Annotated in this window: 12 protein-coding genes and 1 pseudogene; 3 read left to right on the top strand and 10 right to left on the bottom strand. The window is 40.4% G+C overall.

The genetic code is table 11. The annotated features are described in order from the left end of the window. Positions 1-2: 2 nt before the first annotated feature. A complete protein-coding gene (locus B2107_RS09040) occupies positions 3-941 on the bottom strand; it encodes a hydrogen peroxide-inducible genes activator (RefSeq protein ID WP_293955183.1) in 939 nt (312 codons plus the stop codon). Positions 942-1,167: 226 nt separating this feature from the next. Between B2107_RS09040 and B2107_RS09045 the strand changes: the two genes are divergently transcribed. Continuing rightward, complete coding sequence (locus B2107_RS09045; RefSeq protein ID WP_293955185.1) at positions 1,168-3,330, top strand: S46 family peptidase; 2,163 nt, start codon at positions 1,168-1,170, stop codon at positions 3,328-3,330. Between the two features lie 126 nt (positions 3,331-3,456). Here the strand turns inward: B2107_RS09045 and B2107_RS09050 are convergent, their stop codons facing one another. Further along, on the bottom strand, positions 3,457-4,635 hold the full coding sequence (locus B2107_RS09050) for a MalY/PatB family protein (RefSeq protein ID WP_293955187.1): 1,179 nt from the start codon (positions 4,633-4,635) through the stop codon (positions 3,457-3,459). 183 nt (positions 4,636-4,818) lie between these two features. On the opposite strand from B2107_RS09050, the gene B2107_RS09055 reads away from it, so the two are divergent. Then, the gene (locus B2107_RS09055) at positions 4,819-5,211 is read left to right on the top strand and encodes a diacylglycerol kinase family protein (protein WP_293955189.1); all 393 of its coding nucleotides are present in this window, start codon (positions 4,819-4,821) and stop codon (positions 5,209-5,211) included. Here B2107_RS09055 and B2107_RS09060 read toward each other — a convergent pair. Then, the gene (locus B2107_RS09060) at positions 5,185-5,673 is read right to left on the bottom strand and encodes a hypothetical protein (RefSeq protein ID WP_293955191.1); all 489 of its coding nucleotides are present in this window, start codon (positions 5,671-5,673) and stop codon (positions 5,185-5,187) included. The two genes, B2107_RS09055 and B2107_RS09060, sit on opposite strands and share 27 nt — an antisense overlap. Before the next feature lie 260 nt (positions 5,674-5,933). Here B2107_RS09060 and B2107_RS09065 point away from each other — a divergent pair, with 260 nt between their 5' ends. Further along, complete coding sequence (locus B2107_RS09065; protein ID WP_209575606.1) at positions 5,934-6,122, top strand: hypothetical protein; 189 nt, start codon at positions 5,934-5,936, stop codon at positions 6,120-6,122. 95 nt (positions 6,123-6,217) lie between these two features. Here B2107_RS09065 and B2107_RS09070 read toward each other — a convergent pair whose 3' ends face one another. From B2107_RS09070 to glgB, 7 genes and pseudogenes are all read right to left on the bottom strand, one after another. Further along, positions 6,218-7,951: a thiamine pyrophosphate-dependent enzyme gene (locus B2107_RS09070; RefSeq protein WP_293955193.1), complete on the bottom strand. Its 1,734-nt coding sequence runs from the start codon at positions 7,949-7,951 to the stop codon at positions 6,218-6,220. A 142-nt stretch (positions 7,952-8,093) separates the two neighbouring features. Continuing rightward, positions 8,094-8,330 (bottom strand): annotated as a pseudogene (locus B2107_RS21905) (hypothetical protein); the annotation flags it as partial. 91 nt (positions 8,331-8,421) lie between these two features. Next, the gene (locus B2107_RS09075) at positions 8,422-9,204 is read right to left on the bottom strand and encodes a zinc-dependent peptidase (RefSeq protein WP_293955195.1); all 783 of its coding nucleotides are present in this window, start codon (positions 9,202-9,204) and stop codon (positions 8,422-8,424) included. 1 nt (position 9,205) lies between these two features. Beyond that, positions 9,206-9,967 (bottom strand): hypothetical protein, encoded by a 762-nt coding sequence (locus B2107_RS09080; protein WP_293955197.1) that lies wholly within the window; start codon positions 9,965-9,967, stop codon positions 9,206-9,208. A gap of 156 nt (positions 9,968-10,123) precedes the next feature. Beyond that, on the bottom strand, positions 10,124-11,407 hold the full coding sequence (locus B2107_RS09085; protein ID WP_293955199.1) for a glucose-1-phosphate adenylyltransferase: 1,284 nt from the start codon (positions 11,405-11,407) through the stop codon (positions 10,124-10,126). A 6-nt stretch (positions 11,408-11,413) separates the two neighbouring features. Next, complete coding sequence (locus B2107_RS09090; protein ID WP_293955201.1) at positions 11,414-12,826, bottom strand: glycogen synthase; 1,413 nt, start codon at positions 12,824-12,826, stop codon at positions 11,414-11,416. A gap of 174 nt (positions 12,827-13,000) precedes the next feature. After that, positions 13,001-14,935 (bottom strand): 1,4-alpha-glucan branching protein GlgB, encoded by a 1,935-nt coding sequence (gene glgB, locus B2107_RS09095; protein WP_293955203.1) that lies wholly within the window; start codon positions 14,933-14,935, stop codon positions 13,001-13,003. Between the last annotated feature and the right edge of the window lies 1 nt (position 14,936).

A 14,936-nucleotide genomic window follows, 5' to 3' on the forward strand; every position in this document is an offset into this window, starting at 1 on the left:
ACTTATTGAAAGCTCAACACTTCCTTCTTCTTTTTTGTTTTAAATTTATCAGGCACTACAGCGAGTATTTCTTTTTCTAAGGCCTGGATTGCATGTCTCTTAACATAATTTTGGGTCGTTACCAAGGATATTTCACGTACCGGTTCTGGCGATTTGAAATAACGGATTCGATCCAATTGATCATCAGAATAATCCCAAATCGATAATTCCGGCAATATCGTGATTCCATCGTTGACATCCACCATGCGCTTTAACGTCTCTACACTACCCGTATTGTACTCAAATCTTCCTGTAAGATCTTGATTGTGCTTGTGGTGACAAATATTAAGCACTTGACCGCGCATGCAGTGGCCCTCATTAAGTAACCAAAGCTTATCGTCAGCGATATCATCACCACTAAGTATTTTCTTTGAAAATAGCGAACTATTGGTTGAAATATAAGCAACAAAATTTTCATAAAACAAAGGCGATTCCAATATTCCAGGGTCATTTAACGGCGTTGACAACAATCCACAATCCAAAAGTCCGACTTTCAATTCATGAACAATTCGTTCTGTCGTATATTCCCATATCTGCAATTGTAATTTCGGATACTTCTCCATAAATGTGGCCAACACATTCGGAAGTAAATAAGGGGCAATTGTTGGAATGACACCGACCTTTAAGGTGCCCTCAATTTCTCCTTTTTTATCTTGAACAATTTCATTGATCTTGCGGCTTTCTGTTAAAACGAGTCGGGCCTGAAGAATAATTTTCTCGCCAATTTCTGTTGGAATAACAGGCTGGCGACTGCGATCAAAGATTTTCGCTCCTAAGGACTCTTCGAGTTTTTGAATTTGCATACTTAATGTTGGCTGCGTCACATAACATTTTTCGGCAGCTGCCACAAAACTTCGGTAGGTATCAACAGCTACAATATATTCCAATTGGATTAAGGTCATCTTACTATCTTTAAAGCACAAAACTACGAATCCTGTCGTAAACCATAGTCAAATCCTTTATAATTAAAGTCAACATAAGTATTTCTCCTGCATATTATATAATAAATACCTTGCCAAAAAAGCCCTATATATCCACTATTGTTACATTTGTTCACATAAAAAATTGATTTCATCAAAATGCTTTTCTTAAATTTGAAGATTTACAACAGTTGATAGTTAAAATCCTATGAAGTTTATAAATCATACGACAATTGCGCTAGCGTTATTCTTAACCGTGGCGAATAGCTCCTATACCAAGGCGAATCTGGACGAAGGAATGTTTCCACTAAGCGAATTGAATAGGGCTGGGTTGAAGAAAGCTGGACTAAAGATCAGTGAGAAAGATATTTACAATCCTGGCCGGGTCGGTCTGGTAGATGCCCTTGTTCAAGTCAGCGGATGTACAGGATCATTTGTTTCCAATCGTGGACTGATCATGACCAATCACCACTGTGCCTTTTCGGCTGTTCAGCTTGCCAGTACAGCAATAAACAATTACCTGAAAAATGGTTTCGTCGCGCAAAACCAAGAACAAGAGATTGAAGCTAAAGGATTAAAAATCAGAATCACCGATTCTTACGAAGACGTTTCAGCCAAAGTATTAAATGCTGTGGCCAATATCAGCGATCCTGTAGAGCGCATCAATACCATCAAACGTAAGCAGCAGGAACTAGTTAAACAAGCTGAAAAAGAGGATCCAACCATTAAAGCCGAAGTGTCAGAAATGTTTATCGGAAAAAGTTATGTGTTGTTTCGCTATAAAACGATCGAGGATGTTCGTCTAGTTTATATTCCCCGTCAAAATATCGGTGAATTTGGTGGAGAAACAGACAACTGGGTATGGCCTCGCCACACGGGAGATTATTCTTTTCTAAGGGCATACGTAGACAAAAACGGAAAATCTGCTCCTTATTCAAAAGATAACGTTCCTTACCAGCCAAAAAAACACCTTAAGGTCAATCCAAATGGCGTACGGGAAAATGATTTTACCTTTATACTCGGCTATCCCGGAAAAACATTCCGCCACCGCCCAGCACAATATATCCGATATCAACAAGAATATCTTTTACCTTACGTATCCAATTTATACGACTTCCAAAATAGACAAATGGAAGAAGCTGGAAAAGACAATACTGATATTGCATTATCCTTGGCCACTCGTATAAAACGCAATGCCAATGTATTAAAGAACTATCGTGGCAAACTCAAGGGTCTAAAAGGTATCGACCTGCTTTCGACAAAAAAACAGGAAGACGAAGCATTGGGCGCATTTATTTTAAGTAAGCCCGAACTTAAAGATAAATATGGAAATCTTCTTGCTGAAATTGACGCGTATTACCAATTGAGTGATCAAGATGCGCTAAAGGAGCTTTGGATCAACAACATTTACAACAGCACGAGCCTATTGAAAGTCGCTCGCGATATCAATATGTTGAAAGCCTTCTTAGCCAACGAGAGATCACCTCAATCGGCCAAACAATTGTTCGATCTAAATAGCGAAAAATTAAAAACGGCTCTCAAAGAAACTTACGAAAGTTATAATAAACAAGCCGATAAGCAGATTTTCGCTAAAATGTTGGAAGATGCCGTTGCCTTCAAAGGCAAAAACCAACTTGCCTCGATTCAGAAATTGCAATTTAACAAGGAAAAAGCGCAACAGTATGCTAATGAAATCATTCAGAATAGCAAACTTGGCGATCAACAATATATACTCAATACCGTCTTGGCCAATGCCGACGCGCTGCAAAAATTTAACGACGAATTATTGGATTTCCAGAATAAGCTAAACAACGATATCGTCGAGTATGCGGCTGAGCAAAAAAGACGCGAAGGGGTGCTCAACAAATTAATGGGCGATTATGTCGCTGTTAAGGAAATTTTTCAGGCCAAAAACTTTATTCCGGATGCAAACTCTACCTTACGCTTGACTTATGGTCACATCAAAGGTTATTCTCCTGCTGACGCAACCTATATGAAGCCGTTCACAACAATCGAAGGAATCATTCAAAAAGGAAACCTCGGCTTGCCTGAGTTTGACTATCCACAAGAAATCAAAACAGCTTATCGCAACAAAAATTTTGGACCTTACCTGCAAAAAGATCTCGGATCTGTCCCTGTGAATATTTTATATGATATGGATACGACCGGAGGAAATTCAGGATCTCCAATTATGAATGCCAAAGGCGAATTGATCGGCGTAAATTTTGATCGTGCCTATGACGCAACAATCAATGATTTCGCCTGGAACGAAAGCTATAGTAGATCTATCGGCGTAGACATACGGTATGTCCTTTGGGTTGCCGATAAAATTGATAATGCCCAGTTCATTCTGAAAGAAATGGGTATTTAATATGCACTGAAACAAGTATCAAAAAATCCGCTTCATCGTATAATGTAGCGGATTTTTTGTTGGTCCCGACACCATGACATCAACATCTGCGGAAATAATTAACTTTCACATCGGGATGACTATCAGCTACTCCGCTGCTTGCAGTAATGGTAAAAAAACTTTTTTTAAACGCAGTAAACCGTTATTTAAAACATCCCTTGAGCAGGCAATATTTAGCCGAATAAAGTTGTCGCTTCCCTTTCCGTACATTGTTCCAACATTGACCTGAACGTGCACTTCTTCCAATAACAACTGCCCCAATTTTCCACTTGAAACACCTAAAGCACTACAATCTACCCATACAAGATAGGTTCCTTCCAAAGGAAGTATATGCAAAGCCGAAAGATGCTCAGTCATAAAATCTTTTAAATGCAAATAATTGGCGTGAATATAATCTAACGCCTGATCCAACCATTCCCCACCCGCTTCGTATGCGGCTATCAAACCTGTTATGGCGAAAGGGCTTACACTACTAATCTCATTTGCAAGAAAAGCCAGCTGTACCTTCTTCTTGAGCTCAGGATCTGCTGCAACGACCGTGGCAACCTGTAAGCCTGCCAAGTTAAAGCTTTTGCTCGGCGCAATGCAGGTAATTGAATTTGCCAAGAAGGAAGCGCTGATGCTTCCAAATGGAATATGCGTATAGCCATCAAATACCAAATCACAATGAATTTCGTCTGAAATAACTAAAACATGATGCCGCAAGCAGATAGCTCCTAAACGTTCTAATTCCGCTCGAGTCCAAACCCGTCCTGCCGGATTATGGGGGCTGCATAAGATAAATACCTTAACGCTCGGGTCGCTTGCCTTCAATTCAAAATCCTCAAAGTCGATGCTATACTGCCCATCATGATACTTTAAGTCATTGGATACAACCTCCGCCCCATTACGTTCAATAGAAGAAAAAAAACAATGATAGACAGGTTCCTGAACCAGAATCTTGTCACCAGGAGTGGTAAATGCTTTAACCAAAGCCGAAAGTGCCGGTACAACACCAATAACAGGGAGCAGCCATTCCCGCTGAAGCGCGAATTTATGTCGTTGAAAAGACCACTTTATAATCGCGCTGTAAAAGGCAAAAGGAACGGAAGCATAACCATATATTGCATGCCGGACCCGTTCTGAAAGTGCATCTACGATAGGCTGTGCTGCAGGAAAATCCATATCAGCCACCCAAAGCGGAATCAAATCTTCATAGTTCTGCTGATTCCATTTGACTGAATCTGTACCCCTGCGAACAATTGTTTTGTCAAAATTATAGATCATACAGCAATTTAATGAAAATTAGAAGGCATTCGAAAGAAAAGGTGTATAAAGTAGACTTAGATTTAAAACACGAAATAAAATGAATAGTATAACAGGATTAGATTGGCATAAAAAAACACTAAAAATCTTGCATACTCGACCCTTATAAACCATTATCTTTATATCAAAATAGAAATAACTACAATGGCAAAAGACAGCTTTTCATTTAGTGCAAGATTAAAGAGTTTTCGCTATGCCTTCAACGGACTAAAAACAGCTTGGCAGGAGGAACACAATTTTAGGGTGCATAGCGTAGCGGCTGTTATCGTCATAATTTTCTCCATTATACTTAACATCACTGTAAACGAATGGATTGCCGTGCTATTTTCCATTGGCTTCGTGTTTGTCTGTGAGCTATTCAATACCGCTATGGAAAATATAGCCGACTTTACCTGTAACGAGGAAAACCCAACCATAAAAAAGATTAAAGATGTAGCCGCAGCCGCTGTGATGATAAGCAGCATCACAGCATTACTAGTCGGCCTGCTAATATTTATCCCAAAGTTAATCTCATTTATCCCCAGATACGTTTCTTAGTGGGAATTTTTCATCAAATGCTAACTTGTTTATATCAACAAAAGACATTTTTCCAGCTTTTTCCTCCATTGCACCATAACCCTCTAGGGCATACTCCTTGGAGAGTTTAAACGCTACTTGTCGGACAGATTCCTGTCCCTCAGACAAAAAGGTATAATCAGCCAGTATCAGATCGCCTTTTAACTCCCCCTCAATATGTCCCGTGTTTCGGTCTTTTTCCTTCCAGGCATAACTTAAATCACCATGTACTTTTTCTCCATCGATAACGATTAACAATGAAATTGTATCGCCATTTTTAAGGTATTGATAAGTACTGTTTCCGGTAGAAGGTATTGAACCTTCCATTGGTCGAGCATTATACACAGTCGTATCCCGCTTCGTTGAAGACTCCTGGTTTTTCTTTTCTTGGCGACAAGCAGTACTACACAGCAATAGTATAAATCCAAAATTTATTATTCTCATATTGTATTTTTTATTACACTATAAAAAGCAATTCAAAATAAATTTTGTTTTAAATAACTAACATTTAGAATTTTAAAATTCACAAAACAAAAAAATGTAAACATTGTTTATATATTAAATAAATTGCTATCAATATTACCGATAAGGCATTAAAAATAAACAATTTAGTAACAATAAAATTATCGAAGGCTTATTGTAAAGCTAATTTTTATTAGTAAATTGTACGTGATAAAATTCAGGAATTCTTAACCAATATTAGTATGAAAGATGTAAGCTTTAAGAAATTTGATAGTGGATGTAATTCACTCACAAAATTGTCGATTGAAACAGACTTAGCTATTATTGTTAATGAGCAAGTTGGAATTTCTCCAGAATCGAAAATTGAAAAACTCAGACGCTGTAAGGAAGAGTTACTCAAAAGCCTATGGTTTGTTCAACGTCAATATTAAGATATTATTTCTTCCAAATCTACTTTAACACACAATGCCCTCAAAGTTAATTTTCAAGGGCATTGTGTGTTTCTTGACCAGTTTGTCAGCAATAACTAAAGCGATTTTAAATGCTTATAATTCGACTTAATGGTATCCCATACTTCTTCAAAATTACCCGATAACATCAACTTAGCCATACTTTCTGTCATGCCTTTCATTTGGCTAAATGATATCTTCGGCGGCATGGCAAGCGCATTTGGATTGGTATAAATATCCAGCAGAACGGGTTCATCGGTGATGTTGAGTGCTTCATTGAGTACCCTATCCACATCTTCCGGCTGGGTTACCGTAAATGCGCGAATCCCCATTGCCTGCGCAATCAGCGCAAAGTCAGGGTTCACCATATTGGTTTCCTGATCTTTCAAACCCGCCACCTGCATTTCCAACTTGACCATGCCCAGTGAGCGATTGTTGAAAACAACGATTTTAATGGGTAAGTTATATTGCTTTATTGTTGCGAGATCCCCCAGTAACATAGACAATCCTCCATCACCACAAAATGCAATTATTTGGCGTTCGGGATGTGTTAATGCTGCTCCAATAGCCATCGGCATAGCATTTGCCATAGAACCATGATTGAAGGAGCCCAACATAATACGGTCCCTGCGCTGGTTAATATAACGCGCTCCCCAAACACAGCACATTCCTGTATCCAGCAAAAATACAGCATCATCACTGGCCTTCTGATCAATTGCATGGGCAACAAATTCAGGTTGAATAGCGCATTCACTACCCCGATCGTCTACGTAAGTCATTAAATCTTCTTTCACCTTCGCGTAAGACTCCAACTGCTTATCTAAAAATTCCGTGTCGGCCCGGGCCTCTATAAAGGGCAATACAGCTCTTAACGTATGCTCGATATCTCCCACCAACCCATAATCTACTATAGATCGCCGTCCTAGCTTTTCACCTTCAATGTCAATCTGAATAATGGTTTTATTCGTAGGTATAAAATCCTTATAAGGAAAGTCGGTTCCAAGAAGTAGAATAAGATCGGATTGATGCATACTTTGAAAAGCCGAAGCCATACCTAGCAGTCCGGTCATACCAATTTCATTGGGGTTATCGCGCTGAATATCCAACTTTGATTTAAAAGAATAGCCCACTGGCGCGTGGATTTTTTGGGATAATTCAACAATCTGCTTTTGCGCTTTTTTTGCACCGACACCACAAAATAAAGTCACTTTTTCGGCCTGATTGATATACTGTGCCAAACGACCGATTTCCATGTCCGAAGGTCTCACCTGAGGCTCAGTAAAAAATACTTTCGACGATGTATTCATATCGACCGCCTCCATTTCAGAGACGTCCCCAGGGAGTCCGATAACAGCAACATCACGTTTTGATATAGCTTGTTGAAGTGCATTCTGAACCATGCGTTGCACCTGCTCAGGTCGGGTGATCATTTGATTGTAGCAAGAACAATCATCAAACAATTTGATCGGATTGGTTTCTTGAAAATAATCTGTTCCAAACTCGTATGTAGCACACGTTGACGCAATCACAAGCATCGGTACACGCGTTTTGTGGGCTTCATACACACCATTGATCAGATGCACATGCCCAGGTCCACTACTACCCGCGCAACAGGCAATCCCATGTAAATCTGCTTCTGCTGTTGCGGCAAATGCTCCAGCTTCCTCATGTCTTACATGTATCCATTGCATCGTTCCATCGGCGTGGACCGCTTCGTTAAAAAAATTTAAACTATCGCCTGTTACGGCATAAATACGCTTTATTCCCGCATTTTTTAAAAGGTCAACAATCTGATGTGCTACATTTTTCATACGCATAATATAATTTTAGAATGTAATCAAGCGATTTGTGCTGTTTAGCCAGTCGCTACATGTTAACAACAATATTATAGGGGTAATGGTTTTTCAATTTCCATGGGCAAAACCATATTGGCTATTTGCTGCTTAGTCTGATTTATTGGGACAGTTCATTCGCAAAATTCTTTGCGTCATTGAGATCGTTATTCCAGTCTGCATAGCGTTTCGCTATATTGAGTTTTGCAATTTTTGCATTCAGTTTTGTTAGATTAAGTTGATCATTTGATTCCTCTAAAATCTTGATTAGCCTATTTACTTTTGTGTAGTCGTGTATGCCCAGCAGCGTATGCTCATAGCGGATCGAACTTCTCCCCTCTGGATAAACAATGGAGGTATCTCCTGCTGGGCCATCCCCTGATTATTACGACAGTAGAAGATGCAAACCAGGATAATTGTAGAATAGAAAAAATTTCAATTATTAATAATTAGCTTTGTTCAAAAATTTCAGAAAGCCCCTTATAAAGTTCCGGATGATGTTGTTTAAATTTGTCTGGATTCTCAAAGAAATATTCCGATGCAACAGCAAAAAACTCTGCCGGATTCGTCATTCCATACACATCAATATCGGATTTATTGGCTTTTATATTGTCAATTTCTTTTCGTATTAAGTTCATAAAAGGTATTACCGAAGCTTTATCCATTAATTGCGCCGGAATGCCATCTACTGTGCCATCGGTTTTATCGAGGAGATGAACAAATTCATGAATGGCGGTATTCTCTCCGTCATTTGGATTTCTAAATCCATATTCCAAAGCCGACTTGGACAAAATCATCTGTCCGTTCATGGCGCCTTCTCCGACCATACCCATAATATGGCGATCCGCATGTCCTTCAAATTCATAAGCTGTATTGAACTGCGAAGGATAAACCATAATATTCGTTAGGTTTGGATAGGTCCATTTTTTAAAGGAAAATATAGGTATAATCGCACTTGCAGCAATCATCATATAATCTTTCAGTTCAATCTCTACCCCCACACCTTCCACTTTGACCGTATCCAAAAAATCTAGACAGCGCGATTCAAATTCCGCTCGGTCAGCAGTGGACAATTTGCGGTAGTAAGCAACTTCCCTTTCGAGAATTTCCTTACCTTCGTCACTTAATACACGTGTGATGGCTTTGCTATTTTTGGCTGTACGATTTAGCAGATAATATACGACATAAATCGTCACCGGTATAAGCAATACGATAAACAGTTTTTCTAACATATTATTTGATCTGTATCCATTTGGGATCCCGAGCTTGCAAATTACGCAAAAAGCCTTTAAAATGCGATGTTCCAAATAAGATTAAAATCTTCTGTTGTGGAGCATCAGCCACTAAAGACGCTAGATTCTCTTCCCTTTTTTTCATGATAAATTCTTTATCAAATTTGTTTTTTAATGCTGCCTTCATGGACTTACAGGAATAAGGCTCATTCAGTGGCGTTTTAAAATCACATGCATCCAGATTGATGGTACCATACAAGTATTCAAACTCGTCAAGTAATTTATTTTTTGGAATATCGGCATTCACGGCTGTCTTATAATCTACGCGGAAAAACGAATAATCGGGCTGACTAATAATTCGCTGCCCGAGTTTACGGTACATGGACGCCCGGAGTACTCTTGACGTATCTTCAGGTGTTTCAATGCATTGCTGCAATCCAAGCCGATTGCCTGTCAACTTTCTGAACTTACGGTCATAAAGATCGCGTTGCGCAGCGCTATCTACCTGATAGGCTATACTTTCGTAAAAAACGACATATCCTGATTTTTGAAGAGAATCGACGGTATTTTGGATATGATCATAGTATACCCGTGTGCCCAAATGCCGCATTGGAATATAAATCACCGTCCTGTTGCTATTCCGAAGCTCAAATTTACGCGCTGCATCGCGCAATACGCCAGTCCCCTGCACCATCAAAGACGTATCGCAGTTGACCAGGGTAAACAACACAAAAAAAAGGGAGATAATCTGTCTAAATCGCATACTATTTTATGATAATATATGATCCATAGCAAAGACAGTACCACGCCACAAATTTTCTTCACGAGGCAAATTGTGTCCGGGCGATTGCTTTTAAGAGACAGCTATAATTATAACATAAATTGATACGACTAAATTACCTCCCTTGTACACTAAAATTTAGCTGGACGTCAATCCTATCGTCGTACCGTTTGGAATAACCGCATTCTTTTTAACGACCACGATCCCATCACAAATGGTATAAGTTGCGTGGTTAGCATTTAAAAGATGCGGGCCGCCATTAATACGCACATCATTGCCAATACGGCAGTTTTTATCCAGAATCGCATTTTCGATATAACACCGCTCACCGACACCTACTACGGGAACATTTTTCCGCTTGGCCTCCTCCATATCAACAAGATCCTCATAATAATCGGATCCCATCATATAGGTGCCTCGCACCACAGATCCTGTGCCGATACGCGAACGAACTCCAACAACCGAGCGGTCAATCTTATCAGCCTGAATAATACATCCGTCGGAAATAACCGAATTGATTAATGTTGTTCCCGATATTTTTGACGGCGGCAACATTCTCGGACGTGTGAAAACCGTATTTTTGTCAAATAAATTAAAGGCTGGGATATTATCGGTCAGACCAATATTCGCTTCATAGAAAGACCCTATTGTTCCAATATCAGTCCAATAGCCCTCAAATTGGTAACTGAGCACCCTGTGTGTCTCGATCGCATCCGGAATAATTTCTTTACCAAAATCCATCCCTTCATTTTCCTCGAGCATACGCTTGAGCACGCTCTTAGAAAAAACATAGATCCCCATGGACGCCAGGTACTCTCTACCTTCACGCTTTAAATGATCACTAACTTCGGAATTCCAATCCACCAATTGCTCCGTCTTCGGCTTTTCGATAAAAGACGTAATGTGATTTTTTTCATCTGATTTCAGGATGCCAAATCCCGTCGCGTCTTTTCCATTTACAGGAATAGTTGCAATCGTCAGATCACCCTCATTTTCAACGTGGAAGTCTACCAGGGCATCAAAATCCATTTGGTACAACTGATCGCCGGATAAGATCAATATATAATCATAATCAATGCTCGCCAACTTGCGGAATGAGCGACGTACCGCATCGGCTGTCCCTTCAAACCATTTGTCACCATCATTGGTCTGCTCTGCAGCCAAAATATCGACAAACCCCTTACTAAAAATACTAAAGTTATAGGTGTTCTTAATATGCGAGTTGAGCGATGAAGAATTGAACTGGGTCAATACAAAAATCTTATTGAAACCCGAATTAAGACAATTCGAGATGGGAATGTCCACCAAACGATATTTCCCTGCAATGGGAACTGCTGGTTTAGACCGCTGATCGGTCAATGGATACAGACGTGAGCCCCTTCCCCCGCCCAAGACGATAGCTACTACATTGTGACGTGACATATCAAATTACATTATTTGGTTATATAGACTTATATATTTTGCAGCAGATTTATCCCAAGAAAAATCCAAGCGCATCATTTTACGTTGATTCAATTCAAACTGCTTTTTGTTCGCGTAAAAAGTGGTAGCACGAATAATAGCTTCCGTAATTAAAGGTATTGTCAGACCTTCAAAACCAACACCATAACCATCATTATCAAGATCAATTACAGTATCTCTTAGTCCGCCCACGCGATGTACCACAGGCAATGTGCCATATTTCATAGCATAGAGCTGGTTAAGCCCGCAAGGTTCCACCCGGGAAGGCATTAAAAGAAAGTCCGCACTCGCGTACAGCCAATGTGCAAGGTTTTCATCATAACCAAAGAACACGTCCAGATTTTCCACGCCAGCATCAACGAGCGATTTCACACGCGACTGGATCGCAGGATCTCCGGCACCTAGTATAAATATACCTAATCTACCTGGATATTCCGCTGTTAATTGCAAAATTATATCCGGTAGTAAATCAGCACCCTTTTCAGTGGCAAAGCGACCGATAAAAACCAGCAATGGTAACTTAGGATCGATCTTATATTGCGTTGCCAAGGCCTCTTTATTTTTCAATTTACCCGCAAAAGCTTGTTTAGGATCGTAATTCGCGATTAGCGTATAGTCTGTCACAGGATCCCATATCTCCCAGTCGATGCCATTGACAATTCCGACCGATTTATCCCGCTCATCATAAAATAACTGTTGCAAACCATTAGCTTCTAGATAAAGCTCTTCCAGATACCCTTCAGACACTGTCGTATACGCATCGCAACATTTGATCAGGGCAGCAAGTGGATTAATTAAACCATCCCAATCTAACAGGCCCCATTTCCAGCTATCATAAGTAGGTAATAGCACTGCCTTGCTCCACGGAGTCCAACCTTGGTACTGCCCATTATGTACAGTAGCCACTGTTTTTACATCGGCGAGATCAAGGTAGTCATGGCTATATTTCATCAAAAAAGGTATTAAGCCGACATGATGATCGTGACAATGCACAATATCAGGCCGTATAGCTTTTGCCTTAAACCAGCTTAATACAGCATGCTGAAAAGCCATAAATTGCTCACCCTCATCCGCATAGCAATACACTTCCTGACGATCGAGTTTGCCTGGAATCTTGATTAAATAGAGCTCAAAACCAAGTACATCTTCTGCCTCCTTGTAAACAGTAAAATTCAACATTTCGGATCCTTGGTCGAAAAAACCCTCGTGAACAACCGTAAAAGCGTGGTCCCGAACAAACGGGCGGTCATACCAAGGCATAACAACTGCTGCTTCCCAACCAAGTTTGGCCTGATACTTGGGCAATGCTCCTACGACATCCGCAAGCCCGCCAACTTTGGCCACGGGATAACATTCTACACTTAAGTGAAAAACTTTCATTAAAATAAGTCTATATTTTATTTTTGCTAAAGGCAAAAAGCTGCCTTCCTATTAGCTGTAACAACGCATTATAATGAACCTGAAAATCGATCCCAAGTTCTCATCTAAATCTACACTTATTCCTTTACACAATTATCTTTGCGCGCTGTACTCAACAGCGCTAGCATCCCTTTACTACGCTGAGTTTACCCGCTTTAGTTCTTTCTTCCTTCGAAAAACATAACCACCTAATGGAGGCAAATGAACTTGAGCAGATTGTATGTGATTCATCCAGTGCAGGTGTTCGGTATGAATATTTTGCTGATGAATTCCTGAACCGAAATAGGTCAAGTCGTCAGAGTTGAAAACCACTTCCCATTCCCCAGCATAAGGTAGACCGATGCGAAAATGTTCGCGAACAACGGGCGTAAGGTTCAAAACAACGACGGTATCATCCCATGCATCAAATCCCTTGCGCCAATAGACCACAGCTGAATTTTCACGGTCGCCTGCATCTATCCAATCGAAGCCTGATGCTTCAAAAGCTTTTTGATAAAGACTTGGTTGAGTTTGATAGAAAGAGTTCAGCGCCGAAACAAATTGTTTCATGCCCTGATGCGGAGCGTACTCCAAAAGATGCCAATCGAGCGATTTATTAACGTTCCACTCTGCCGTCTGTCCAAATTCGCCACCCATAAACAATAACTTTGTTCCTGAAAAAGTATACATGAAGAGATATAATGTGCGGAGATTGGCAAATTTCTGCCATTCATCGCCGGGCATTTTATAAATCAGCGAATGCTTACCATACACCACCTCATCATGCGATAACGGAAGCATAAAATTTTCGTGAAAAGCATAGTTAGTTGCGAAAGTCAGGCGGTCATGATGGTATTGACGATTAATCGGATCTTCTTTAAAATAATCCAACGTATCGTGCATCCAACCCATCATCCATTTCATACCAAAACCTAGGCCATCCGCGTAAGTAGGCTTGCTCACCCCTGGCCAAGAAGTAGATTCTTCGGCGATTGTCTGCACATGTGGAAAATGACTATAAACCGCCTCATTTAGCTCTTTTAAAAACTGTACAGCTTCTAAATTTTCATTGCCACCATATTCATTGGGAATCCATTCTCCCGCATTTCGGCTATAATCCAGATACAACATAGACGCAACGGCATCTACCCGAAGACCATCAATATGAAAACGATCCAGCCAGTAAAATGCGTTACTGATCAAAAAAGACCTTACCTCATTGCGGCCATAATTGAAAATATAGGATTTCCAGTCAGGATGAAAGCCTTTCCGTGGATCTTCGTGTTCATATAAACTACTGCCATCAAACCGATAAAGACCGTGAGCATCGCCCGGAAAATGAGAAGGTACCCAATCCAACAACACCCCTATACCTGCTGCATGAAGCTCTTCAATCAAATACATCAAGTCTTGCGCCGAGCCATAACGCGAGCTTGCAGCGAAATATCCTGTGATCTGATATCCCCAGGAAGGATAATAGGGATGTTCCATCAATGGCATAAATTCCACGTGTGTAAAATTCATCTCCTTGACATAAGAAACAAGCTGCACAGCTATTTCCCTGTAATTTAGCAAAGTCTCAGGACTTTCCGGATCGCGAACCCATGAACCTAAATGCACTTCGTACACCGACCATGGTTGATCCAATCTATTTTTTATCACGCGCTCCTGCATCCATTGCTTGTCTTGCCACTCGTACCAAGTCGAATGTACCAGCGAGGCAGTTCTGGGTGCAACTTCCCATCTAAATGCAAATGGATCGCCTTTTTCGAGCTGTTCGCCCGAATAGGTCTGAATAACGTACTTATATGCCGCACCATTTGCTAGGCCAGGAATAAATCCCTCCCAGATTCCGCTGCCATCCCAGCGCACATAAAGCGCATCACGCTCTTTATTCCAAGAATTAAAGTCGCCAGAGACAGCAACAGACTTTGCATTTGGAGCCCAAACTGCAAAATAAACGCCCTTTTCACCGTTCACTTCCAGTTCATGTGAACCGAACTTTTCGTATAATTTAAAGTGCTTACCCGACTGGAATAAGGCGATATCAAATTCAGAAAATAGACTATGCGGAATTACTTCATTGGCCATG

The sequence above is a fragment of the Sphingobacterium sp. UBA7855 genome (genome assembly GCA_002500745.1).
In the GTDB taxonomy this organism is placed as follows: domain Bacteria; phylum Bacteroidota; class Bacteroidia; order Sphingobacteriales; family Sphingobacteriaceae; genus Sphingobacterium.